Below are 23,027 nucleotides of genomic sequence, written 5' to 3'. Positions count from 1 at the left end.
TCATCCCCCGACGAATTTTCTCGCACTCGGAGGATAACTGCATGCTTGCGCCATCGGGCGAATTGCTGCGCGCCGGCGTCGCGCTCAAGCTCAACCATCTCAAGCGCGCCGCCCAGTCCTATGCCCGCGACCGGAGCAACCAGGCCACAGGGCGCATGACGTCGTACGCGGCTGCGGCCGGACTGCTCGCGGTTGCGGGCTTGTTCGTCGTCGCAGCCTTCTTCGTCGGCCTGATCGCCCTGTACCGCTGGATTGCAATCCATTACGGGCAATTCTGGGGGTTCGGCGCCGTCGGCGCTGTGCTCCTGGTCCTGGCCGCCGCCTGCGCCGGCGTGGCCATGGCCCAGATGAAGCGCAAGACCAAGCCGATCGTGCCGCTCGCCAGCCGCCTACGGGTGGCTATCGCCACCCCGCGCATCCCGCGCGGAACGGTGAAGGAGGCGGTGAAAGAGGTCGCGACGACAATTCCCCTGGCGCCGCTCGCGCCGGGCGAACGAGGACATGAGTCAGGACATGGCGGCAGCACGTGGCCGGCTCGGTCCAACCGGCCCGTGCAACTCGGGCTGATGCTCGCGGCCGTTGGGCTGGTCGGGATCACGGCCGCGCGCAGGCGGCGTCACGGCCACGGAGCGGATACCTGAAAATGCGTATGCGGCGCGCCGAGCAATTCGACAGCTGGCTGTTAGTCGCAGCCACGACCGTGTTCGTGCTCACCGCGGAACGGTATTTCCAGGATTCTGGCCTGATCCGGCCGGGACCTCCGCAAGACCACCGCAACGGCGAGGCGAATTCGCCGGAAACGAGCCCGACGGGCGCAGCCTCGCAGCCCGGCCGCGGCCGCCGCGCGAAAAGCCCGTTCGCGATCCCGTGGGCAGGCTGGAAGGACATCCTCTGGCGCACCTATCAGCGCATCGACGAGGATCGCCTGCTCGCGACCGCCGGCGGCGTCGTCTTTTTCGGACTGCTCGCGATCTTTCCCGCTATCACGGCGCTGGTTTCATTCTATGGCCTGTTCGCCGATCCCTCGACGATCAGTTCCAACCTGCAATCGCTCGCGATGATGCTGCCCGAGGGCGCGTTCCAGATCGTCGAGGACCAGGTGGCGCGCGTCGTGTCGAACGGCGGCGCGACCCTTGGTTTCACTTTCCTGTTTGGACTCGTGCTCGCGATCTGGAGCGCCAATGCCGGCGTCAAAGCCATCTTCGACGCCCTCAACGTCGCCTATGAGGAGCGTGAAAAGCGCAGCTTCATCCGGCTGAACACGGTCTCGCTGGCTTTCACGGTCGGTGGCATCGTTGCCCTGCTGCTGATGGTGGGCGCCGTCGTCGCCTTCCCGCTCGCGCTCAACCACCTCGGCATGGCGCCCGAAAGCAAGCTGATCGTGGCGCTGGCGCGATGGCCGGTGCTGTTCGTCATTCTCCTTGCGGCGCTCGCCGTCCTCTACCGCTTCGCGCCCAGCCGCGACGCCCCGCGCTGGCAATGGCTGAGCCCCGGCGCTGTGACGGCCGCGATCCTCTGGATCGCCGGCTCGGCGCTGCTGTCCTGGTATCTGTCCGAATTCGCAAATTACAACGCGACCTACGGCTCGCTCGGCGCTGCGATCGGCTTGATGATGTGGATGTGGATGTCGGCCATCGTCATCATGTTCGGGGCTGAGCTGAATTCGGAGATCGAACGGCAGACCTTGCGCGACACGACCACCGGGCCGCCCAAGCCGCTAGGCACCCGCGAGGCCGTCTCGGCCGACACGGTCGGCGCCGCGGCGCCGTCCTGACTCTGCGATTGGGCCGCTATCCCCTCGAATCAACAATGATGTTAAGGTCATGCCGCTTGGGGGAGCATGCGGCGTGACGGGTTCGAAACGCCACCCGTGTTTTCCCGGTCAGGCAGTCAGCTCTTGAGGCGTAACGCGCGGCATGATTCGTATTTCGACGATCTTCATCGCGATCTGCATGGTTCTGGTCGCCGCCTCGCTCGGGCTCCTGCTCTACGCGGTCGCCGGCATCAGCGGAACCGAATCCGCGATCGTGGCGCTGACGGCGCTGACCTTCCTGATCCTCTACAATGCAGTGTCGATGCGACTGCGCGACCGCAGCGACGTCGGCGGCCAGATCGCCGATCTTTCGCGCGGCACCGCCGACCTCGCCCGTCAGGTCGCCGAATTCGGCCGCCGGCTCGCCACGATCGAAGCACGCATCGCCTCTTCCAATTCGGCCAACTCCGACCGCATCCAGTCGGTGGTCGGCGAGATCAACGAACTCGGCGGACTGGTCAGGCAACTCGCCACCACCGTGTCGGCCCATGAGGATCTGATGGCCGGCAACGCGCCAGTGTCGGCCCCCGCGCCGGTCGCAAGGCAGGAGCCGGACGCGCCGCTCGACCTGATGGCCACGTTCGAGGAGGAACGGCCGGCTGCCCCGGCGCCCGCGCCGCCGCCAATGCGGCCGGCAGCACCGGCGATCCAGACCCAGACCGCCAATCCGGTTCAGACCGCCAACGGCCGCAACCAGACCCAATTGCTGGCGACGCTCCGCAACGCGATCGACGAGAACCGCATCGACATCTTCCTCCAGCCGATGGTGTCGCTGCCGCAGCGCAAGGTCCGGTTCTACGAGGCCGTGACGCGCCTGCGCGACGAGCGTGACCAGCTGGTCGCGGCCGAGGAGTTCATCAGCATCGCGGAGGCCTCCGGGTTGATCGGGCGCATCGACAACATGGTCATGCTGCGCTGCGTGCAGGTGCTGCGGCGCCTGATGGTACGCAACAAGGAAGTCGGCGTGTTCTGCAACGTCGCGGCTTCCACGCTCGGCAATTCCACGACCTTCGCGCAATACCTCGATTTCCTCGAAGCCAATCGGGCGCTGGCGCCCTCGCTGGTGCTGGAATTCAAGCAATCCACCTTCCGCAATCTCGGCCCGGCCGAAACCGAGAATCTCGCGGCGCTCGCCCAGCGCGGCTTCCGTTTCTCGATCGACCATGTCACCGATTTGCGCATCGAACCGCGCGAGCTCGCCGATCGCGGCGTGCGCTTCATCAAGGTGCCGGCCTCGCTCCTGCTCGACCCCAGGCAGGCTTCGGCCTCGGACATCCACCCGTCCGATCTCTCCGACCTGCTCGGCCGCTTCGGCATCGATCTGATCGCCGAGCGAATCGAGGGCGAGCGCGCCGTGATCGACCTGCTCGATTATGACGTGCGGTTCGGCCAGGGGTTCCTGTTCGCGCCGCCCCGGCCATTGCGGCCGGAGGGGTCATCTGCTACCGCCGCGCCGAACCAGGCACAGGACATTCAGGGATCCAATGGCTCCGGCATATCCAGCTCAGGCGCGACGTCGGCTGCGTCTGCGCCACAGCGCGTCACCGGCAACGCCGCGCTCGCGCGACGTATCTGATCGGCCGCACGCATCATGACCACACTGCATTTCGCCGAAAGCCTGCGTGAACTCGTGGCGGGCGTGGACGTCGTGCTCAGCGACATCTGGGGCGTGGTCCATAACGGTCTTGAATCCTTCCCCGAAGCCTGCGAGGCGCTGCACACCTACCGCAGCCGCGGCGGTACGGTCATCCTGATCACCAACGCGCCGCGCCCGGCCGACTCCGTGCAGCGGCAATTGCGCAAGCTCGGCGTCGCCGACGAGACCTATGACGCGATCGTGTCTTCAGGCGACCTGACGCGGCTCTATGTCGCCGACCATCCCGGCCGCAAGATGTTCTGGCTCGGCCCCGAGCGCGACAACTCGATCTATCGCGGCCTCGATGCGGTGACCGCGCCGCTGGAAGAGGCGGATTACATCGTCTGCACCGGCCTCTATGACGACGAGACCGAGACGGCGGAAGACTATCGCGGCATGATGCTGAAGGCGCGCGAGCGCAAGCTGACGCTGGTTTGTGCCAACCCCGACATCGTGGTGGAACGCGGCGACCGCCTGATCTATTGCGCCGGCGCGATCGCGGAGCTCTATCGCGAGCTCGGCGGCGAGGTGATCTTCTACGGCAAGCCGCACCGGCCGATCTACGAGCGCGCGATGGCGCTCGCCGGCGAACGCCAAGGCCACCAGATCGACCGCAAAAAGGTGCTCGCGATCGGCGATTCCGTCCGGACCGACCTCACCGGCGCGCGCGAGTTCGGCATCGATTGCCTGTTCGTGACCCGCGGCATCCATGCCGAGGAGTTCGAGGGTCTCGACCAGCTCGACCCGGCGTCGGTGCTGGAATTGTTCGGCCATCCCCCGAAGGCGCTGATGCGCGAACTGAAGTGGTAGCGAGTTGATCGTCATTCCCGGTTGATGTGGGGCGTCGATTCCGGAACGACGAACCCGACGCAGAAAGCCCGGGACAATCGCCCGGGCTTTCCGAATTCAACTGATGGCTTCGATCGCGCCTTACGCGCTCGCCATGTCCGGGAAGACCGCCTCGATCTTGGTCTTCAGCGTCGCCGCGTTGAACGGCTTGACGATGTAGTTGTTCACGCCGGCCTTCTTGGCCGCGATCACGTTCTCGGTCTTTGATTCGGCCGTGATCATGATGAAGGGCGTGGTGGCGAGGTTCGGATCCGCGCGCACTTCGCGCAGCAGGTCGTAACCCGTCATCGGCTCCATGTTCCAGTCGGAAATCACGAGCCCGTACTTCTTGCCACGCATCTTGTTCAGCGCTGCCGAACCGTCGCTTGCATCATCGATATTCTCGAAGCCAAGCTGCTTCAGGAGGTTCCTGATGATACGGATCATGGTGCTGTAGTCGTCAACCACCAGAACCGACATCGACAAATCAACCGCCATCTCGACTCCCCCAACGCAAACCCAGGAAATATTACGATCGGACCTGCCGGGCCGGAGCCCCGCGGTTCCACGCCCAAGGACTAGCACCAAGGCGTTAAACAGCGCGTTAACTGGGAACGCCCCCGGTGGACTGAAATCGCACTCGATGCGGCCGCCCCCTCCTGCTTGACTTCATCCGGCCCGTCGCGCCACGGTCCCGGCCGGTCCCGCCGGTTCGAGATTCCCCTGATGGCCCCGCATTTTACCGTTATCCGCGACACCACGCCGGACTCCGCCATTGCAAGGGGTGCCGTGGTCGCCATGGGCAATTTCGACGGCGTTCATCTCGGCCATCGCGCCGTAATCGCTGCGGCGCTGGAAATGGGCCGGCTACATGGCCGCCCTGCGCTGGCATTGACCTTCGAGCCGCATCCGCGCCGGTTTTTCAGCCCCAACACCCCGCAATTCCGCCTGACGGACGAGCGTGCCAAGCTGCGGCTTCTGGCCGGCACCGGACTTGACGGCGCCGTGGTCATGACCTTCGACAAGTCCCGCGCCGGGACCAGCGCGCAAGACTTCATTCACCACGACCTGATCGGGCGCCTGGGCATCGGCGGAATCGCCGTCGGCTACGACTTCCACTTCGGCAAGGGTCGGGTCGGCTCGCCGAGCCTCCTCGTCAACGAGGCGCCCCGGCTCGGCATCGAGGTCGACGTGCAGCCGCATGTCGATATCGACGAGCGGCCGGTCTCGTCCAGCGCGATCCGAATCGCGCTCGCCGAAGGCCAACTCGACGAGGCCACGGCCATGCTCGGCGCGCCCTGGTTTATCACCGGCGAGGTCATCCACGGAGAGAAGCGCGGCCGCGACCTCGGTTATCCCACCGCCAATATCCGCCTTGATGCCAATTGCGGCCTCAAGCACGGCATCTATGCGGTGCGGGTCGGCCGCGGCGCGGAGCGGCTGGATGGGGTCGCAAGCTTCGGCCGCCGCCCGACGTTCGACAATGGTGCGCCGCTGCTGGAAATCTTCCTGTTCGACTTCAAGGGGGATCTCTACGGGCAGACGCTCGACTGCGCCTTTATCGGCTTCATCCGCGAGGAGCTGAAATTCGAGGGCCTGGATGCCCTGATCCGCCAGATGGACAACGATTCCGCCCGCGCCCGCGCCATGCTCGCCGCCGCCCCGGACGCGTTTCCGCGGCTTGGCGTCATCGATTGAGGCCGGAAACCGGCCCGCCGAACCTTTTGCGCTTCCCCCGCCCCCCTGCTATGGAGAGCCCATGTTTGCGCGGCGCATCATAGGGATTAGCGGCCCGGCTTCCGCCTGAGCCTTCGGCTCGGCGCAAGACCGGGATGTCGTCGTTTCACCCGCGATTCCGCATCGCCATCCGTTCCCGCGCCCTTCCGAGCCAGTCAGCCTCATGTCCGACAAGCCACAAAAGTCCCAAAAATCCGAAGCCAAAGACTATTCGAAAACCCTGTTCCTGCCGCAGACCGAATTCCCGATGCGGGCCGGCCTGCCGCAGCGCGAGCCGGAGCTGCTGAAATACTGGAACGACATCGGCCTTTACGACAAGCTCCGCCAGGAAGCCCAGGGCCGCGCCAAATTCGTGCTGCATGACGGCCCGCCCTACGCCAATGGCAACATCCATATCGGGCACGCGCTGAACAAGATCCTCAAGGACGTCGTGACCAAGAGCCAGCAGATGCTCGGCTTCGACTCCAACTACGTGCCCGGTTGGGACTGCCACGGCCTGCCGATCGAATGGAAGATCGAGGAAGAGAACTACCGTTCCAAGGGCAAGCAGAAGCCCGACTTCCGCGACTCCGCTGCGATGGTGGCGTTCCGCAAGGAATGCCGCGCCTATGCGACACACTGGATCAACGTGCAGCGCGAGGAATTCAAGCGGCTCGGCATCATCGGCGACTGGGATCATCCCTATCAGACGATGAGCTATCCCGCCGAAGCGCAGATCGCCCGCGAGCTGATGAAGTTCGCCGCCAACGGCACGCTGTATCGCGGCTCCAAGCCGGTGATGTGGAGCGTGGTCGAGAAGACCGCCCTCGCCGAGGCCGAGGTCGAGTACGAGGACTACACATCCGACATGGTATGGGTGAAGTTTCCCGTCACGTCCCCGGCACATGGTGCGCTCGCCAATGCATCGGTCGTGATCTGGACCACCACGCCCTGGACGCTGCCCGGCAATCGCGCGATCTCGTTCTCACCGAAGATCGCCTACGGCCTCTACAAGGTGACGGATGCGGCCGCGGACAATTGGGCGAAGACCGGCGATCTCCTGATCCTGGCCGATGCGCTTGCAGCAGAGGTGTTCAAGCAGGCGCGCGTCACGGCCTATGAGAAGCTGCGCGACATTCCCGGCGATACGCTGGACGCCGTGGAGTGCGCCCATCCCTTGCGCGGCCTCGATGGCGGTTACGCGTTTATCGTGCCGCTGCTCGCCGGCGAGCATGTCACCGACGATACCGGCACCGGTTTCGTGCACACCGCGCCGAGCCACGGCCGCGAGGATTTCGACGTCTGGATGGCCAATACCCGCGAGCTCGATGAGCGCGGCATCTCGACCGCGACCCCCTACACTGTCGACGAGAACGGCGCCTATACCGCGCAGGCCCCCGGCTTCACCGGCAAGCGCGTGCTCAACGACAAGGGCGAGAAGGGCGATGCCAATGAAGCCGTGATCAAGGCGTTGGTCGAGGCCGGCAAGCTGCTCGCGCGCGGCCGCCTCAAGCACCAGTACCCGCATTCCTGGCGATCGAAGAAGCCGGTGATCTTCCGCAACACGCCGCAATGGTTCATCGCGATGGACAAGGACATCAGCGAAGATGGCCACGCCAGGAAGGGCGATACGCTGCGGGCTCGCGCGCTGCATGCTATCTCGGTCACGCAATGGGTGCCGCCGTCAGGTGAGAACCGCATCAACGGCATGATCGCCAACCGTCCGGACTGGGTGATCTCGCGCCAGCGCGCCTGGGGCGTTCCCATCGCCGTTTTCGTGCGCGAGAACAGCGACGGCTCGGCCGAGATCCTGCAGGACGAGATCGTCAACCAGCGCATCACCGAGGCCTTCATGGAGGAAGGCGCCGACGCCTGGTACATGGAAGGCGCCCGCGAGCGCTTCCTTGGATCCCGCGCGAAGGAAGACTGGAAGAAGATCGACGACATCTGCGACGTCTGGTTCGATTCCGGCTCCACACATGCCTTCGTGCTCGAGGATCGCCAGAACTTCCCGCAGCTCGGCAACATCGTTCGCAAGGTCGACGGCGGCGACGACACCGTGATGTATCTCGAAGGCAGCGACCAGCATCGCGGCTGGTTTCATTCGTCGCTGCTGGAGAGCGCCGGCACGCGCGGCCGCGCGCCCTACGACATCGTGCTCACCCACGGCTTCACGCTCGACGAGAACGGCCGCAAGATGTCGAAGTCGATCGGCAACACCGTCGAGCCTCAGAAGGTGATCAAGGATTCGGGCGCGGATATCCTGCGCCTCTGGGTCTGCGCCACCGACTATGCCGACGACCAGCGCATCGGCCCGGAGATCCTGAAGAACACCATCGAGACCTATCGCAAGCTGCGCAACACCGTACGCTGGATGCTGGGAACGCTGGATCACTACAAGCCGGCCGACGCAGTCGCGCCCGCCGACATGCCCGAACTCGAACGGCTGATGCTGCACGAGCTCGCGGTCCGTGCTGCCGTCGTCCGCAAAGCCTATCAGGAGTTCGACTACAAGACCGTGGTCGCAACCTTGTCCGCGTTCCTGAACAGTGAGCTCTCCGCGTTCTATTTCGACATCCGCAAGGACACGCTGTATTGCGATCCGCCGTCCTCGCCGACGCGCAAGGCGGCGCTGACCACGATCGACCTGTTGTGCAGCTCGATCCTGAAATGGCTGGCGCCTATCCTCAGCTTCACCGCGGAGGAGGCCTGGCGGATGTACAGGCCCGACGCCGAGCCCTCGGTGCACCTGACGCAGTTTCCCGACGACCTCGAAAGCCTGCGCGACGACAAGCTCGCCGCGAAGTGGGAAGCGATCCGCAATGTCCGCCGCGTCGTCACCGGTGCGCTGGAGCTCGAACGCGCCGCCAAGAACATCGGCTCGTCGCTGGAGGCATCACCGGTCATCTATGTCGCCGACCGCGACATGCTTGCGACGCTGTTCGACACCGATCTCGCCGAGATCTGCATCACCTCGAACTACGAGGTGCGCGAGGGCGAGGTGCCGGCTTCCGCATTCCGTCTCGATGCCGTTCCAGGCGTCGCTGTCGTGGTGGAGAAGGCGGTCGGCACCAAATGCGCCCGTTCCTGGAAGATTTCGCCGACGGTGGGTGAAGACCCCGAATATCCCGACGTCACCCCGCGCGACGCCAAGGCGCTGCGCGAATGGAAGGCGCTGGGGGTCAGCATCTAGGTCTCACCGTCGTCCTGGCGAAAGCCAGGACCCATTCCACGGCCGCCAATTGCGACGAAGGCTGATGACCGCAAGTCTTTCAAACAACGACCGCCTCGGACTATGGGTCCTGGCTTTCGCCAGGACGACGACGGAGCGTGTTGTGGCCGACTGCCCATGACCCCGCTCCGCGCCGGCATCCTCGCGGCCCTGCTCACGCTCGTGGCCGACCAGGCTTCAAAGCTCTGGCTGCTGAACGTGTTCGACCTCGCCCGTCGCGGCGCGGTCGAGGTGACCCCGTTCTTCGACCTGGTGCTGGCCTGGAACATCGGCATCAGCTTCGGCTGGCTCCAGAACGACGGTCAGGCGGCGCAAATGGCGCTGATGGCCGTGAAGGTCGTCGCGGTGGTTGCGCTGGCGATCTGGATGGCCCGCTCGCACACCCTGCTGGCAACCATCGCGCTTGGCCTGATCATTGGCGGCGCCATCGGCAATGGGATCGATCGCCTCGCCTATGGCGCGGTGGTCGATTTCGCCCTGTTTCACATCAATATCGGCGAAAATACCTATAATTGGTACGTGTTCAACCTCGCGGACGTGGCGATCGTTGCTGGCGTGGCGGCGCTATTGTATGATTCCTTCCTGGGGGTACCCGCCGCAAAAGCGCCCTGATCCCGGCCGATACGGACCGGCAGGCGGAACCTTGCTTTTGCGAGGGATTATGCCGCGCGAGAGCGGCAAACTGCCACATTTTGGAACAGGTACAGTGATGCGCAGCTCGAAGACCAGCGGTTCGATGGTTGAAGACCCCCGGCAGGGGTTCTGGCGGGCGTTGAAATTGTCCGCTGTCGCGCTCGGCATCGGTCTCGTCATGTCGGCTGGCGTCGCTCGCGCCGGTGACGACGGCGAGGACGACGACGACATGACCTTCGAAGAGAAGCTCATCGACAATCTGATGTCGGGCATCGGCGCCAAGAGCATGGAGAAGAAGGGTATCGAATACCGCGAGCGGTCGCCGCTGGTGGTGCCGCCCAAGCTCGACCTGCCGCCGCCCGCCGGCGTTGAAGCCAAGAACGCGCCGAACTGGCCGAAGGACCCTGACGAGAGACGCCGCAAGGAGGCCATCGCGCAGCGGAAGAAGGCCGTCAAGGCCACGGAGAGCTGGCAGGCAGGCCGGGCGTTGTCGCCCGCCGAGATGGAGGTCGGCAGGACAGCCGCACCCGAGCGCACGAGCAATGATCCTATTCAGCCGGGCACCAACGGCAATCCGTCGCTCAGCCCGGCCCAGCTCGGTTTCTCCGGCGGTCTGTGGGGCATGATGTCGAACAACAAAGGCGAGGCCAAGCAATTCACGACCGAGCCGCCGCGCCAGTCGCTGGTCGAGCCGCCGCCGGGCTACCAGACACCGTCACCGAGCTATGCCTATGGCGCCGGAGAGGACAAGACCCGGCGGACCTATTTCGACATCATGTCCGGCAAGGACAAGGAACAATAGCGCTCCTGTCCCTTCGCGATATCGCGACAGACGCGGTCCCGCGCCGGCGGCTCGTGCGCGCCGGACGCGGTCTTTAATTGCTGATCAGTAACTTGCGCCCGAGTTGAGTTCTCTGCTTCGTGACGCGAAGCGTTTGCCGCACGGTGTACCATGCCGTGCCTCCGAGCCGGACATCCGGGCTCGGCCTTTCATAAGGATCATGATGTCCTCTTACCGATCGGCTGCCCGCCTCCTTGCCGCGCTGCTTTCGACGAGTGTCCTCACGGCCGGCGCATCCCTTGCGCAGACCACGGTGACATCGGCTCCGCCCGCCAGCTTCACGCTTGGAAACGGCATGCAGGTCGTGGTGATTCCCGACCACCGCACGCCCGTCGTCACGGAAATGATCTGGTACAAGGTCGGCTCGGCGGACGAGACGCCCGGCAAGTCCGGGCTCGCGCACTTCCTCGAGCACCTGATGTTCAAGGGCACATCGAAGCATGCGGTCGGCGAATTCTCCCAGACCGTGCTCCGCGTCGGCGGCAACGAGAACGCCTCGACTTCGGTCGACTACACCAACTACTACCAGCGCGTGCCGCGCGAGCAGTTGCCGACCATGATGGAATTCGAGGCCGACCGCATGACCGGCCTGATCCTCAAGGACGAGAACGTGTTGCCCGAGCGTGACGTCGTGCTCGAAGAATACAACATGCGCGTCGCCAACAATCCGGACGCGCGGCTGAACGAGCAGATCATGGCCGCGCTCTATCTCAACCATCCCTACGGCCGGCCGGTGATCGGCTGGCACCAGGAGATCGAGAAGCTCGATCGCGAGGATGCGCTCGCCTTCTACCGCCGCTTCTATGCGCCGAACAACGCGATCCTGGTGATCGCCGGCGACGTCGAGCCCGCCGACATCCGCCCGCTGGTCGAGCGCAATTTCGGCGCCATCCCGGCGCAGCCCGCGATCCCGGCGCGCCGCGTCCGCCCGCAGGAGCCGGAACCCGCGGCGCCGCGCACCGTGACCCTGGCCGATCCGCGCGTCGAGCAACCCGGCCTGCGACGCTATTACCTAGTGCCCTCGGCGACCACGGCTGCGGCCGGCGAAAGCGCGGCCCTCGACGTGCTGGCGCAGCTGATGGGCAGCGGCAGCAATTCCTATCTCTACCGCGCGCTCGTGGTGGACAAGCCGCTCGCGGTCTCCGCCAGCGCCAGCTATTCGAGCATCTCGCTCGACCCGACCCAGTTCGCGATCTCGGCTTCGCCCAAATCCGGGGTCAGCTTCGCCGAGGTCGAGCAGGTGGTCGACGGCGTCATTGCCGACATCGCGCAGAATCCGATCCGCGCCGAGGATCTCGAGCGGGTCAAGACCCAGCTCATCGCCGAGGCGATCTACGCCCAGGACAACCAGGCGGTGCTGGCGCGCTGGTATGGCGGCGCACTGACCACGGGCCTGTCGATCGAGGACATCCGGAGCTGGCCAGATCGCATCCGCGCCGTCACCGCCGAGCAGGTCCGCACCGTCGCGCAGAAATGGCTCGAGAAGAAGCGCTCGGTGACGGGCTATCTGATCAAAGACACCGCGACCACCAAGCGCGAGGAGAAGCGTTCGTGACCTATCCCTTCCTTCGACGCGTTGCATTCTCCTTTGCCACCGGCGCGGCACTCGCGCTCGCTACCGTCTCGCCGTCACAGGCGGCGGCGAAGATCCAGCATTTGACCTCGCCGGGCGGCATCGAGGCCTGGTTCGTGCAGGATGCGACCGTGCCGCTGATCGCCATGGAATATTCCTTTGCCGGCGGTTCGGCCCAGGATCCCAAGGACAAATCGGGCGTCGCCAATCTGGTCGGCGATCTCCTCGACGAAGGCTCCGGCGATCTCGATTCCAAGACCTTCCATGAGCGGCTCGATCGCCGTGCCATCGAGCTCTCTTTCAGCGCCACCCGCGACACGTTCCGCGGCAGCCTGCGCATGCTGCGCGACAACAAGGACGAGGCCTTCGACCTGCTGCGGAGCGCGCTGACCTCGCCGCATTTCGAAACTGCCGACGTCGAACGCATTCGCTCGCAGGTGATCTCGGGCCTGCGCCGCGAGACAACCAACCCGACCTCGCTCGCGAGCCGCAAATTCCTGGAGGTTGCCTTTGGCGATCATCCCTACAGTCGGCAGTCCAACGGCAACCTCGACAGCGTTCCGACCATTACGGTTGCCGACATGAAGGATTATGTCGGCCGCGTGCTCGCCAAGGACACGCTCAAGATCGCGGTGGTTGGCGACGTGGATCCCGATACGCTCGGCAAGCTGCTCGACCACACATTTGGTAGCCTGCCGGCCAAGGCCAATCTCGTGCCCGTCCCCGACGTCGAGGCCGCCAAGCCGCCGCAACGCGCCTTCGTGACGCTCGACGTGCCCCAGACCGTGATCACCTTCGGCGGTCCCGGGGTGAAGCGCAGCGATCCGAACTTCATGGCGGCCTATGTCGTCAACCACATCCTCGGCGGCGGCGGGTTGTCCTCGCGGCTCTATCGCGAGGTGCGCGAGAAGCGCGGGCTCGCCTATTCGGTGTTCGAATCACTGCTTTGGATGGAGCATTCGGCGGTTTTCATCGGCAATACCGGCACCCGCGCCGACCGTGCCGGCGACACCATCGATGCCATCGACAAGGAGGTGCGCCGGATCGCCGAGGAAGGCCCGACGCAGAAGGAGCTCGACGAGGCCAAATCCTACCTCAAGGGCTCGCAGATGCTGGCGCTCGACACCTCCTCGAAGCTCGCGCAGGCGCTGCTGCAATATCAGCAGGACAAGCTGCCGATCGACTATATCGAGAAGCGCAACGCCGTCGTGGATGCGGTCACCATGGACGACGCCAAGGCGGCCGCAAAGCGCCTCTGGGGCCAGGGCCTCCTGACCGTCGTCGTCGGCCGCGCTCCGCAGGCCGCGGCGCAACCGGCAGCCGCACCGGCGACGAAGTCGAACTGACGTCTTCCATACCCTTCTGAAATGGCCGGGCTCGCCCGGCCATTTGCATTTGGGGGCGCCATTGCCGAACTTGGGCGTCCGGGATATGTCCGGGCATCACGAATGGTGCCACCATGCTGCGGATATCCCGCGATCTTGTCATCGACGAGGACGACATCGAGATCGGCTTTGTCCGCGCCTCCGGCCCGGGCGGGCAGAACGTCAACAAGGTCGCGACCTCGGCGCAATTGCGCTTCGACACCCGGAAGCTGACGCTTCCGGAGGATGCCGCGTTGCGCCTCGCCCGGCTCGCAGGGCAGCGCATGACCAAGGACGGCGTCATCGTGATCCAGGCCCAACGCTTCCGCACCCAGGAGCGCAACCGCCAGGACGCCATCGACCGCCTTACGGAGATGCTCGGCGAAGCCATGATCCGGCCGAAGCCGCGGCGCGCGACAAAGCCGACCTTTGGCTCCAAGCAGCGCCGGCTCGAGGGCAAGAAACACCGCAGCGACATCAAGTCGAAGCGCGGGCGCGGTTTCGACGACTAGCAGAGACTGCAAAAGAACTCCGGCCGCAGGGCGACCGGAGTTCTGCCGTCTCACTCCATTGGCTAGTAGCGCTTGCCCGTGGCTGCACCGCCCGTCGCGGAATCGTCGGCGGTCCCTTTGTGTGCAGCACTGCCCGTGGTGCCAACCGTGCCCCTGGTGCCCTTCGTCGGCTTCATGCCCGTCGTCTCGCCCGCCGCGCCCGGCTGGGCGCTCATCTCCTCGTCGCCGCTGCCCATTGTGCTGCCTTGCATGGGTTTGCTTTGCACGGCGCCGCTAGGCCTCGCGCCAGACGACGTACCTTGCGCGAGAACCGGTGTCACAATGAGAGCCGAGACGGCGCATGCGATTGCGGAGGTCTTCACCAACTTCATCCATTTCTCCTGGATTTTCGCGATGATCGGTTCGGCGGCTTGATGCGCCGTCCGTCTGAGCCGAACCAGTCCATCGCGTTACGAGCTCGAACGGCGCGACCGCAATGCAACCTGTCTCGTGTGGTGATCGTTTAGGGATTTGACGGCGGTTTCGCGGAATTGTCCTCCGCATATACGGCAGCGCGGAACAACGCACCCGCGTGCACCTCCGCACGCAGCGAAACAGCCCGCTACTACCACCGCATGTTTTGCCGCGCCTAGAGTTTGCGCACGCTGAATTGACGTCGACGGGCGGACTTTTGACGATGCGCGCGATCGTGCTGGGATTGTGCACCGCGGTGGTGCTGGTGGTGCGGGTGGCCGAGGCGCAGATGCCCTTGCCGGCTGCAAAGCCGCCGGATGGCGCAACACTGTTCAAGCAGCAATGCGCGGTGTGCCACACCACGAACCTGTCAGAACCGGTGCGGCAGGGTCCGCCGCTGGTCGGGATCGTCGGGCGGCCCGCCGGCAAGGTCGAAGGCTTTCACTATTCAGAGCCCCTCGCAAAAGCAGCCTTCGCCTGGGACGAGACGAAGCTCGACGCATGGCTGACCAATCCGCAAGCCGTGATTCCCGGCGTGGTCATGGTCTACCGGCAGGCGAAGCCGGAGACGCGCGCCGCCATCATCGCCTTTCTTAAGGAGCAGAACTGAGTGGCAAAGCCGGTCCATTCCATGATCCGCGCACTCGACGAGGCGCGCTCGCTCGACTTCTACAGACGGGCCTTTGGCCTGGAAGTCACCGACCGTCTGAAGTTCGCAGACTTTGCCCTGATCTATCTGCGTCACCCCTCCTCACCCTTCGAGTTGGAGCTGACGGTCAATTTCGATCGCAAGGAGTCGTATGCGCTCGGCGACGGCTACGGACATCTCGCCGTGGTGGTCGAGGATCTCGATGCCGAACATGCCCGCTTCGAGCGTGAGAAGCTCGCACCGGGTCCGCTGCGCGACTTCAAGCACGACGGCAAAACGCTGGCGCGCTTCTTCTTCGTCAGCGATCCCGACGGCTACAAGATCGAGGTGATCCAGCGCGGCGGACGTTTCAACTGATCGAACCACAAAATCAAAATCATAAAAGGAGGAATGCCATGAGAGAAGTCGATCGTCGAAGCAGGCACAGCCGCCGCATCTTTCTCAAGGGCGCCGCGGCCGCCGTGCCGGTCGCGGCAGTCGCGACCAGCGTCGCCGTCAGCATCGAGGGCGCCTGGGCCGACGAGGCAAGCGCGCTTTCGCCCGCGACGATGAAGACGCTGCTGAAAGTCGCGCGCGATATCTATCCACACGACGTCCTCGGCGACAGCTACTACATCACCGCGATCAAGCCGTGGGACGGAAAGGCCGCCAAGGACCCCGCCGTCAAGGCGCTAATCAGCGACGGCATCACCAGGCTCGATCAGAACGCGCGTGATCGCCACAAGGCGCCCTATGTCGAAGTGCCCTGGGAAGCCGACCGCGTGGTGCTTTTGAAGGAGATCGAGCAGAGCGACTTCTTCCAGAAGGTGCGCGGCGACCTCGTCGTCTCTCTCTACAACCAGAAAGAGGTCTGGCCGCGGTTCGGCTACGAGGGCTCCTCCGCCGAACACGGCGGCTACATCAACCGCGGCTTCGCCGACATCGACTGGCTGCCGAAGGCTTAAGGCTCACCCAACGGTTCAGGAGAACGCATATGGCAAAATTCGATCTGAACGACTCCAGCGTTGTGGTGATCGTCGGCTCCGGTGCCGGCGGCGGCACGCTGGGTAACGAGCTCGCACAGAAGGGCGTCAAGGTCGTGATTCTCGAAGCAGGTCCCCGCATCGAGAATCAGGACTTCGTCAATGACGAGTGGGAGAGTTTCTCGCAGCTCGCCTGGACCGATGCGCGCACCACATCGGGATCATGGCGCGTCGCAAAAGACTTCTCGGGTCTTCCCGCCTGGATCGTCAAGGCGGTCGGCGGCTCGACCACACACTGGGCTGGCGCGTCGCTGCGGTTCGACGAGCACGAGTTCAAGGTGAAGAGCACCTACGGCAACATTCCCGGCGCCAACCTGCTGGACTGGCCGGTCACGCTCGCGGAGATGGAGCCGTGGTACGCCAAGGCCGAGAACAAGATGGGCGTGACCCGCACCAACGGCATTCCCGGACTTCCCGGCAACAATAACTTCAGAGTGATGGAGGCCGGCGCAAAGAAGCTCGGCTACAAGACGGTGCACACCGGCAACATGGCGATCAACAGCCAGCCGCGCGACGGACGCGGCGCCTGTCAGCAGATCGGCTTCTGCTTCCAGGGCTGCAAGTCCGGCGCGAAATGGTCGACGCTCTACACCGAGATACCCAAGGGCGAGGCGACCGGCAATCTCGAGGTTCGCCCCGCCAGCATGGCGGTCAAGATCGAGCACGATGCCGCCGGCAAAGTCACCGGCGTGGTTTACGCCGACGAGAGCGGTGCAATGCAGCGCCAGAAGGCACGCATCGTTGCGGTCGCCGGCAATTCGATTGAAAGCCCACGGCTGCTGTTGAACAGCGCATCCACGATGTTCCCCGACGGCCTCGGCAACTCAAGCGGTCAGGTCGGCCGCAATTACATGCGCCACATGACCGGTAGCGTCTATGCCGTGTTCGAGAAGTCGGTGCACATGTATCGCGGCACCACCATGGCCGGCATCATCCGCGACGAGGCCGCCAACAATCCGAAGCGCGGCTTCGTCGGCGGCTACGAGATGGAGACGCTGTCGCTCGGACTGCCCTTCATGGCGGCGTTCCTCAACCCCGGCGCCTGGGGACGTCCGTTCACCGCCGCGCTCGACGGTTATCCCAGGATGGCCGGGATGTGGCTGGTCGGCGAGGACATGGCGCAGGAAACCAACCGCATCACGCTCGATCCTGTCGTGAAGGACAAGTTCGGCCAGCCGGTCGCAAGCGTGCACTTCGACGATCATCCCAACGATCTCGCGATGCGCGCGCACGCCTACAAGCAGGGCGCTGCGGTCTACGACGCCGTCGGCGCCACCGTGAGCTATCCGACACCGCCCTATCCGAGCACGCACAATCTCGGCACCAACCGGATGAGCGAGAAGCCCAGGGATGGTGTGGTCAACAAGTTCGGGCAAAGCCACGACGTCAAGAACCTGTTCGTCTCCGACGGCAGCCAGTTCACCAGCGGCGCAGCCTGCAATCCGACGCTGACCATCGTCTCGCTGGCGATCCGGCAGGCGGATTACATTGCGGGTGCGATGCAGAAGAAGGAAATTTGATCCAATCTCGTTCGTCGTCCTGGCGAAAGCCAGGACCCATTGCCCCGGGAAGGAGTTCGGCGAAGGCTTGTTGTTCGGGACTCATACCGCCCATCGCTGATGGATTCCGCGGTATGGGTCCTGGCCTTCGCCAGGACGACATCAGGGCTATTCCGCTGCATCGAGGATGGGCGCAACCGTCGTCTTGAACGCCTGCACCGGCGCTGCCGTCTTGGAGCGGTAGATCAGGCAGGAGCAGCGCAGCAACGAAGCGAAATTGTTGACCTCGCCGTGATGGTCGAGCACCTCGGTGTAGAGCGTCGTCAGGAACTTGCCGACGCTCATGTTCTCCTTGGCCGCGATCTCCTCCAGCGTGTCCCAGAATGCCATTTCCAGCCGGATCGAGGTGCAATGCCCACCGATCCGCAACGAGCGGGTCTGGGATTCGTAGTCGCCTTGGGGCTGATGCGCGAAGAGATGGCACATGGCGTCCTCCCGTCCTGTTGCCATTTTTTCGCGATGCTACACCGCAGCCCGGTACCCCACAATCGGGACGGCAGCCGGAGATCGATCCATCCCGGTTGCGCGATTTTCTCGAACGTCCAATCCCATCAATGCGATAGATAGCCCTTTTCCCCAGCCCGCCACGTTCCTGTTGCCCAACACATGCTTTTGACGCAACACGGCCTAGAATGGCGTTCTCCGCGAATCCAGATCGAAGCCCAAGATCAAAGCCGAAAATCGAGTTTCATGCCCGTCCGCCAATTACCCGAACAGGTCGTCAACCGCATCGCCGCCGGCGAAGTGGTCGAGCGTCCCGCGAGCGTGGTCAAGGAACTGGTCGAGAACGCCATCGACGCCGGCGCGAGCCGGATCGACGTCTTTACCGATGGCGGCGGACGCCGGCGGATCGGCATCACCGACGACGGCGGCGGCATGACCGCCAGGGACCTGTCGCTGGCGGTCGAGCGTCACGCCACCTCCAAGCTCGACGACGAGGACTTGCTGCAGATCCGCACGCTCGGATTCCGCGGCGAGGCGCTGCCCTCGATCGGCTCCGTGGCGCGGCTTGCCATCACCACGCGGCATGCCAGCGAGCCGCACGCCTGGGCGCTCAATGTCGAGGGCGGCGAGAAATCCGAGATCATGCCGGCGGCGCTGGCCCACGGCACGCGGGTCGAGGTCAACGACCTCTTCTACGCGACGCCGGCGCGGCTGAAGTTCTTGAAGACCGACCGGACCGAGGCGGAAGCGATCCGTGAGGTGGTGCGGCGCCTCGCGATGGCGCGACCCGAAATCGCTTTCACGCTCGCGGGCGAAGAGCGCGCGCCGGTGACCTGGGCTGCGGCGCTGCCCGGCGTCGCCGGTCGCCTGACCCGTCTCGGCGACATCCTGGGGGCGGAGTTCCGCAGCCATGCCATCGGGGTCCATGCCGAGCGCGAGGGCGTGGTGGTCGCCGGCTATGCCGCAGCGCCGGCGCTGACCAAAGCCAACGCGCTCGGGCAATATCTCTTCGTCAACGGCCGCCCGGTGCGCGACAAGCTGATCCTAGGGGCAGTCCGCGGGGCCTATGCCGACTATCTGCCGCGCGACCGCCATCCGGTGCTGGCGCTGTTTGTCACGCTCGATCCGCGCGAGGTCGACGCCAACGTGCATCCGGCCAAGACCGAGGTGCGGTTTCGCAACGCCGGCCTGGTCCGCGCGCTGATCGTGCACGGATTGAAGGACGGGCTTGCGCGGGAGGGCCGGCGCACCGCCGCCAACAGCGGCGAAAGCGCGCTGTCCTCGTTCCGCCCCGCATTCACGCCGCGCCCGGCAAGCTGGGACTGGCGCCAGTCGCCATCCGCCCCGGTCGCGCCGATGCCGTCATTCGACGGTGCCGCCGTGCCGGCCTTCGCCGAGCGCGCACAGGCCGCGTTCGATGTCGGCGCACCCAGCGCGGACGTGCGGATCGAATCCCAGCCAGTCAGTGACCTGGTCGACCGCCCGCTCGGCGCTGCGCGCACCCAGATCCACGAGACCTATATCGTCTCGCAGACCCGCGACGGCCTGATCATCGTCGACCAGCACGCCGCGCATGAACGCATCGTCTATGAACGGCTGAAGGCCTCGCTGGCGGCCAACGGCGTGCAGCGGCAGATCCTGCTGATCCCCGAGATCGTCGAGATGGACGAGGCCACGGTGGAGCGCCTGCTCGAGCGCAGCGAGGAGCTGGCGTCGTTCGGCCTTGCGATCGAATCCTTCGGCCCCGGCGCGGTTGCGGTGCGCGAGACGCCGTCGCTGCTCGGCAAGACCAACGCCGGCGGCCTGTTGCGCGATCTTTCCGAGCACATGGCCGAGTGGGACGAGGCGCTGCCTCTGGAGCGCCGCCTGATGCACGTCGCCGCCACCATGGCCTGCCACGGCTCGGTGCGCGCCGGCCGCAGGCTGCGACCGGAGGAGATGAATGCCCTGCTCCGCGAGATGGAGGACACCCCGAACTCCGGCCAGTGCAATCACGGCCGGCCGACCTATGTCGAGCTGAAGCTGTCGGATGTCGAGAAGCTGTTCGGGCGACGGTAACGTTCGAAATTACGGCCGCTTCAAAAACACGAACTCCGTGTCGTCATAAGCGCGCCGCTCCAATTCCTCGAAGCCTTCCGGCGTGACGAACTGCGCAGCCTTCGCCTCTTCCACCACGAGCAGCGCGCCCGGCGTGAGCCAGCCCCCGTCGCGCAAGCTCGCAAGCGCCTTCTCCGCAAACCCTTTGCCATAGGGCGGATCGAGGAACACCAGCGAGAACGGCTCGACCGGATGCGCAGGCCCGAGATCGGTGGCATCACGGCGATAGACTTTTGTCACGCCACCCAGGCCCAGCGTCTCGACATTATTCCGCAGCAGGGCGCGCGCTTCCGCGCCGTTGTCGACGAACAGCGTGAACTTCGCGCCGCGTGAAGACGCTTCGATTCCCAGCGCACCGGTGCCGGCGAAGAGATCGAGCACGCGCGCATCCGCAATCGGATCGTCATAGGCGTGCACGAGGATGTTGAACACGGACTCACGCAGGCGGTCCGCCGTGGGGCGGATGTCGCGCGAGGACGGTGAGGCCAGATTGCGCCCCTTCAATCGACCGCCGACGACGCGCAACGTCAGTCCTCCTTCGGCGCCAGATCGCGCTTGCCGTGATAGCCGCGCTTGGGACGGCGCGGCGGGCCGTAGCCGCTCGCCTCAGCCTCGTTGCGCTCGCGCGCTTCCTCGCTGCCGGTGCGTTGCACCAGCACGCGGCGGCCCTTGCGGTCGTTGATCACGCCGCGCTTGGTCGCCGGCTTCTTCTCGCGCGGCACGTCGTCGCCCTCATGCGAGGCAGATTTCTGCGGCACGTCGAACTGCGCACCCGATTTCTCGATGATCTTTTCGCCGAGCTGGTCGCGCAGCACGCGGGACTTGATCTCGTCGACCTGGCCCTCGGGGACCTCGCCGAGCTGGAACGGGCCGTAGGAGACCCGGATCAGCCGGTTCACCTCGAGCCCGAGATGAGCGCAGACGTTGCGCACTTCGCGGTTCTTGCCCTCGCGGATCGCGAAAACCAGCCAGACATTCGCGCCCTGGTCACGCTCCAGCGTGGCGTCGATCGGACCGTATTTGATGCCCTCGATCTCGATGCCGTTCTTCAGCTCGTCGAGCTGCGCCTGCGTGACGTCGCCATGGGCGCGGACACGGTAGCGGCGCAGCCAGCCGGTGTCCGGCAGCTCGAGCGTGCGCGCGAGCCCGCCATCATTGGTGAGCAGCAGCAGGCCCTCGGTGTTGAAGTCGAGCCGGCCGACGCTGATCAGCCGCGGCAGACCTTCGGGCAGATTGTCGAACACGGTCGGACGGCCCTCGGGATCGTCATGCGTCGTCATGAGGCCGCGGGGCTTGTGATAGAGGAACAGCCGCGTGCGCTCGCGCTCCGGCAACGGCTTGCCGTCGACAGTGACGACATCGTTCGAGGTGATGTCGAGCGCCGGCGAATTGATGACACGGCCGTTGACGCTGACGCGGCCCTGCGTGACCATCTCCTCGGCATGGCGGCGCGAGGCGAGGCCCGCGCGCGACAGCACCTTGGCGATACGCTCGCCGGCCTTCTTCGGCTTGGTCTCTTCCTCGCGGCGCGGCCGCCGCTCGGAATCACGATCGCGCTCGCGATAGGCGCCGCGACCGCCGAAGGCCGGACGCTTCTCGAAGATCCTGCTCTCGTCCTCGTTTTCGCGGCGTGGACGATCGCCGGAACGCGCTTCGCTGCGGGGATGCTCGTGCCAGTCGGAACGGCCCTCGGAACGCTCGCGCGGACGATCGAATTTCGGGCGATCGCCGCCGCGATCGAACCTCGGACGATCATCGCGAGGACGATCGAATTTGGGGCGCTCGCGGAACGGACGATCACCCGATGGACGATCGTCGCGCTTCTGCCAGGGCTTGTCCCCACCGCGGTCGCTGCCGCCAAAATCCTTGCGCGGACCCTTGCTGAAGTCCTTGCGCGGCGGCCGGTCGCCGCGAGGCGCCGCATCGCGCTTCTGCCAGGGTTTTGAATCGCTGCGCTCGCTGCGATTGCGGTCCGGTGCGCCGCGCGAAAACTTCCGCTCGCCGTCGAACTTGCGTTCCGGACGGTCGCCACGCGGCGCATAAGGTCGCTTGTCGCCAAACTTCGCGTCACCGGTTCGGCCGGCCGGACGGGAATCGTCGCGATCCCTGCGCGGCGGACGGTCATCACGCCCATAGGACGGGCGATCACCGCGCGGCTTGAACGGCCGCTTGTCGCCATCGCGCGAGGGGCGATCAGAAAATGGGCGGTCACCACGGGGCTTGAACGGGCGCTTCTCGCCGTCGCGCGACGGACGATCGGAAAACGGACGGTCTTCACGCGGCTTGAAGGGACGATCGCCACGCGGCTTGAAGCTGCGCTCGCCACGATCCTCGCCGCGCGGCCGGTCTTCACGCGGCCGGTCTTGGCGATTGAACTTCGGGCGGTCGCTGAAGTCGCGGCGCGGGGCATCGCCCTCCTCGCGGCGGCGGAATGATGGACGGCTGTCGCGGTCGCCGCGGGGCGGGCGGGCGTCGCCTTTGTCCCCGGGAGGGCCGCGCTTGGCGAACTTCTTGTCGGGCCCGCGTGGTTTGCCGGACCGGCCCTTGGCCGGGCCTCCCTTGGCCGGGCCGCGATCACGCCGGCCGCGGGAATCGTTGTCTTTGTCGCTGTCGCGAGGCATGAATAATCTCACTCAGGGGATGGCCAGAAAGCAT

At 65.3% G+C, this 23,027-nt stretch carries 21 protein-coding genes; 16 read left to right on the top strand and 5 right to left on the bottom strand.

Translation table 11 applies throughout. The features are described from left to right. Nucleotides 1-41 precede the first annotated feature (41 nt). The 4 genes from IVB54_RS05340 to IVB54_RS05325 all read left to right on the top strand — a co-directional run bounded on the left by IVB54_RS05340 (nt 42) and on the right by IVB54_RS05325 (nt 4,259). Complete coding sequence (locus IVB54_RS05340) at nt 42-641, top strand: hypothetical protein (RefSeq protein ID WP_018453489.1); 600 nt, start codon at nt 42-44, stop codon at nt 639-641. A gap of 2 nt (nt 642-643) precedes the next feature. After that, nucleotides 644-1,774 (top strand): YihY/virulence factor BrkB family protein, encoded by a 1,131-nt coding sequence (locus tag IVB54_RS05335; RefSeq protein ID WP_026232540.1) that lies wholly within the window; start codon nt 644-646, stop codon nt 1,772-1,774. Nucleotides 1,775-1,916: 142 nt separating this feature from the next. Continuing rightward, nucleotides 1,917-3,389 carry an EAL domain-containing protein gene (locus IVB54_RS05330; protein WP_018453487.1) on the top strand — a complete coding sequence of 491 codons (1,473 nt, stop codon included), beginning with the start codon at nt 1,917-1,919 and terminating at the stop codon, nt 3,387-3,389. A gap of 15 nt (nt 3,390-3,404) precedes the next feature. Further along, a complete protein-coding gene (locus IVB54_RS05325) occupies nt 3,405-4,259 on the top strand; it encodes a TIGR01459 family HAD-type hydrolase (RefSeq protein ID WP_018453486.1) in 855 nt (284 codons plus the stop codon). A gap of 120 nt (nt 4,260-4,379) precedes the next feature. On the opposite strand, the gene IVB54_RS05320 is transcribed toward IVB54_RS05325, so the two are convergent. Next, nucleotides 4,380-4,775 (bottom strand): response regulator, encoded by a 396-nt coding sequence (locus IVB54_RS05320; RefSeq protein ID WP_007596883.1) that lies wholly within the window; start codon nt 4,773-4,775, stop codon nt 4,380-4,382. A 228-nt stretch (nt 4,776-5,003) separates the two neighbouring features. Between IVB54_RS05320 and IVB54_RS05315 the strand changes: the two genes are divergently transcribed. The 7 genes from IVB54_RS05315 to arfB all read left to right on the top strand — a co-directional run bounded on the left by IVB54_RS05315 (nt 5,004) and on the right by arfB (nt 14,148). After that, complete coding sequence (locus IVB54_RS05315) at nt 5,004-5,975, top strand: bifunctional riboflavin kinase/FAD synthetase (protein ID WP_018453485.1); 972 nt, start codon at nt 5,004-5,006, stop codon at nt 5,973-5,975. A 202-nt stretch (nt 5,976-6,177) separates the two neighbouring features. Next, a complete protein-coding gene (ileS, locus tag IVB54_RS05310; RefSeq protein ID WP_247299163.1) occupies nt 6,178-9,186 on the top strand; it encodes an isoleucine--tRNA ligase in 3,009 nt (1,002 codons plus the stop codon). A gap of 156 nt (nt 9,187-9,342) precedes the next feature. After that, a complete protein-coding gene (gene lspA, locus IVB54_RS05305; protein WP_026232539.1) occupies nt 9,343-9,837 on the top strand; it encodes a signal peptidase II in 495 nt (164 codons plus the stop codon). 97 nt (nt 9,838-9,934) lie between these two features. Next, nucleotides 9,935-10,660: a hypothetical protein gene (locus IVB54_RS05300; RefSeq protein ID WP_018453482.1), complete on the top strand. Its 726-nt coding sequence runs from the start codon at nt 9,935-9,937 to the stop codon at nt 10,658-10,660. Between the two features lie 199 nt (nt 10,661-10,859). Then, nucleotides 10,860-12,254 carry a pitrilysin family protein gene (locus tag IVB54_RS05295; RefSeq protein WP_018453481.1) on the top strand — a complete coding sequence of 465 codons (1,395 nt, stop codon included), beginning with the start codon at nt 10,860-10,862 and terminating at the stop codon, nt 12,252-12,254. Further along, the gene (locus IVB54_RS05290; protein WP_018453480.1) at nt 12,251-13,618 is read left to right on the top strand and encodes a pitrilysin family protein; all 1,368 of its coding nucleotides are present in this window, start codon (nt 12,251-12,253) and stop codon (nt 13,616-13,618) included. Before IVB54_RS05295 ends, IVB54_RS05290 begins: the two co-directional genes overlap by 4 nt. 113 nt (nt 13,619-13,731) lie before the next feature. Then, nucleotides 13,732-14,148, top strand: coding sequence for an alternative ribosome rescue aminoacyl-tRNA hydrolase ArfB (arfB, locus tag IVB54_RS05285; protein WP_018453479.1), 417 nt, complete (start codon nt 13,732-13,734; stop codon nt 14,146-14,148). A 62-nt stretch (nt 14,149-14,210) separates the two neighbouring features. Here the strand turns inward: arfB and IVB54_RS05280 are convergent, their stop codons facing one another. Continuing rightward, nucleotides 14,211-14,399 carry a hypothetical protein gene (locus IVB54_RS05280; RefSeq protein ID WP_240544164.1) on the bottom strand — a complete coding sequence of 63 codons (189 nt, stop codon included), beginning with the start codon at nt 14,397-14,399 and terminating at the stop codon, nt 14,211-14,213. A 425-nt stretch (nt 14,400-14,824) separates the two neighbouring features. Here IVB54_RS05280 and IVB54_RS05275 point away from each other — a divergent pair, with 425 nt between their 5' ends. From IVB54_RS05275 to IVB54_RS05260, 4 genes are read left to right on the top strand one after another with little or no spacing between them, the layout of a single operon-like run. Then, nucleotides 14,825-15,211, top strand: coding sequence for a c-type cytochrome (locus IVB54_RS05275; protein ID WP_018453476.1), 387 nt, complete (start codon nt 14,825-14,827; stop codon nt 15,209-15,211). Continuing rightward, the gene (locus tag IVB54_RS05270) at nt 15,212-15,607 is read left to right on the top strand and encodes a VOC family protein (protein ID WP_018453475.1); all 396 of its coding nucleotides are present in this window, start codon (nt 15,212-15,214) and stop codon (nt 15,605-15,607) included. Nucleotides 15,608-15,645: 38 nt separating this feature from the next. Further along, a complete protein-coding gene (locus IVB54_RS05265; RefSeq protein WP_018453474.1) occupies nt 15,646-16,194 on the top strand; it encodes a hypothetical protein in 549 nt (182 codons plus the stop codon). Nucleotides 16,195-16,223: 29 nt separating this feature from the next. Next, entirely contained in the window at nt 16,224-17,792 is a 1,569-nt protein-coding gene (locus tag IVB54_RS05260; RefSeq protein ID WP_085350087.1) for a GMC family oxidoreductase, read from the top strand. A 147-nt stretch (nt 17,793-17,939) separates the two neighbouring features. Here IVB54_RS05260 and IVB54_RS05255 read toward each other — a convergent pair whose 3' ends face one another. Further along, nucleotides 17,940-18,257 (bottom strand): ribbon-helix-helix domain-containing protein, encoded by a 318-nt coding sequence (locus tag IVB54_RS05255; protein WP_018453472.1) that lies wholly within the window; start codon nt 18,255-18,257, stop codon nt 17,940-17,942. A 264-nt stretch (nt 18,258-18,521) separates the two neighbouring features. On the opposite strand from IVB54_RS05255, the gene mutL reads away from it, so the two are divergent. Beyond that, entirely contained in the window at nt 18,522-20,333 is a 1,812-nt protein-coding gene (gene mutL / locus IVB54_RS05250; protein ID WP_018453471.1) for a DNA mismatch repair endonuclease MutL, read from the top strand. A gap of 9 nt (nt 20,334-20,342) precedes the next feature. On the opposite strand, the gene rsmD is transcribed toward mutL, so the two are convergent. Then, nucleotides 20,343-20,897 carry a 16S rRNA (guanine(966)-N(2))-methyltransferase RsmD gene (gene rsmD / locus IVB54_RS05245; RefSeq protein ID WP_018453470.1) on the bottom strand — a complete coding sequence of 185 codons (555 nt, stop codon included), beginning with the start codon at nt 20,895-20,897 and terminating at the stop codon, nt 20,343-20,345. Between the two features lie 2 nt (nt 20,898-20,899). Beyond that, the gene (locus IVB54_RS05240; protein WP_247563795.1) at nt 20,900-22,993 is read right to left on the bottom strand and encodes a pseudouridine synthase; all 2,094 of its coding nucleotides are present in this window, start codon (nt 22,991-22,993) and stop codon (nt 20,900-20,902) included. Between the last annotated feature and the right edge of the window lie 34 nt (nt 22,994-23,027).

The organism is Bradyrhizobium sp. CW1 (assembly GCF_023100665.1).
Classification (GTDB): domain Bacteria; phylum Pseudomonadota; class Alphaproteobacteria; order Rhizobiales; family Xanthobacteraceae; genus Bradyrhizobium; species Bradyrhizobium canariense_D.
Note: the sequence above shows the minus strand (reverse complement) of the source record. Positions and strands in the feature narration are given on the sequence as shown.

Excerpts from the sequence above, each read along its gene's own strand:
- IVB54_RS05340 (WP_018453489.1), top strand. The coding sequence starts at position 42 with ATGCTTGCGCCATCGGGCGAATTGCTGCGCGCCGGCGTCGCGCTCAAG.
- IVB54_RS05335 (WP_026232540.1), top strand. The coding sequence starts at position 644 with ATGCGTATGCGGCGCGCCGAGCAATTCGACAGCTGGCTGTTAGTCGCA.
- IVB54_RS05330 (WP_018453487.1), top strand. The coding sequence starts at position 1,917 with ATGATTCGTATTTCGACGATCTTCATCGCGATCTGCATGGTTCTGGTC.
- IVB54_RS05325 (WP_018453486.1), top strand. The coding sequence starts at position 3,405 with ATGACCACACTGCATTTCGCCGAAAGCCTGCGTGAACTCGTGGCGGGC.
- IVB54_RS05320 (WP_007596883.1), bottom strand. The coding sequence starts at position 4,775 with ATGGCGGTTGATTTGTCGATGTCGGTTCTGGTGGTTGACGACTACAGC.
- IVB54_RS05315 (WP_018453485.1), top strand. The coding sequence starts at position 5,004 with ATGGCCCCGCATTTTACCGTTATCCGCGACACCACGCCGGACTCCGCC.
- ileS (WP_247299163.1), top strand. The coding sequence starts at position 6,178 with ATGTCCGACAAGCCACAAAAGTCCCAAAAATCCGAAGCCAAAGACTAT.
- lspA (WP_026232539.1), top strand. The coding sequence starts at position 9,343 with ATGACCCCGCTCCGCGCCGGCATCCTCGCGGCCCTGCTCACGCTCGTG.
- IVB54_RS05300 (WP_018453482.1), top strand. The coding sequence starts at position 9,935 with ATGCGCAGCTCGAAGACCAGCGGTTCGATGGTTGAAGACCCCCGGCAG.
- IVB54_RS05295 (WP_018453481.1), top strand. The coding sequence starts at position 10,860 with ATGATGTCCTCTTACCGATCGGCTGCCCGCCTCCTTGCCGCGCTGCTT.
- arfB (WP_018453479.1), top strand. The coding sequence starts at position 13,732 with ATGCTGCGGATATCCCGCGATCTTGTCATCGACGAGGACGACATCGAG.
- IVB54_RS05280 (WP_240544164.1), bottom strand. The coding sequence starts at position 14,399 with ATGCAAGGCAGCACAATGGGCAGCGGCGACGAGGAGATGAGCGCCCAG.
- IVB54_RS05275 (WP_018453476.1), top strand. The coding sequence starts at position 14,825 with ATGCGCGCGATCGTGCTGGGATTGTGCACCGCGGTGGTGCTGGTGGTG.
- IVB54_RS05265 (WP_018453474.1), top strand. The coding sequence starts at position 15,646 with ATGAGAGAAGTCGATCGTCGAAGCAGGCACAGCCGCCGCATCTTTCTC.
- IVB54_RS05260 (WP_085350087.1), top strand. The coding sequence starts at position 16,224 with ATGGCAAAATTCGATCTGAACGACTCCAGCGTTGTGGTGATCGTCGGC.
- IVB54_RS05255 (WP_018453472.1), bottom strand. The coding sequence starts at position 18,257 with ATGTGCCATCTCTTCGCGCATCAGCCCCAAGGCGACTACGAATCCCAG.
- mutL (WP_018453471.1), top strand. The coding sequence starts at position 18,522 with ATGCCCGTCCGCCAATTACCCGAACAGGTCGTCAACCGCATCGCCGCC.
- IVB54_RS05240 (WP_247563795.1), bottom strand. The coding sequence starts at position 22,993 with ATGCCTCGCGACAGCGACAAAGACAACGATTCCCGCGGCCGGCGTGAT.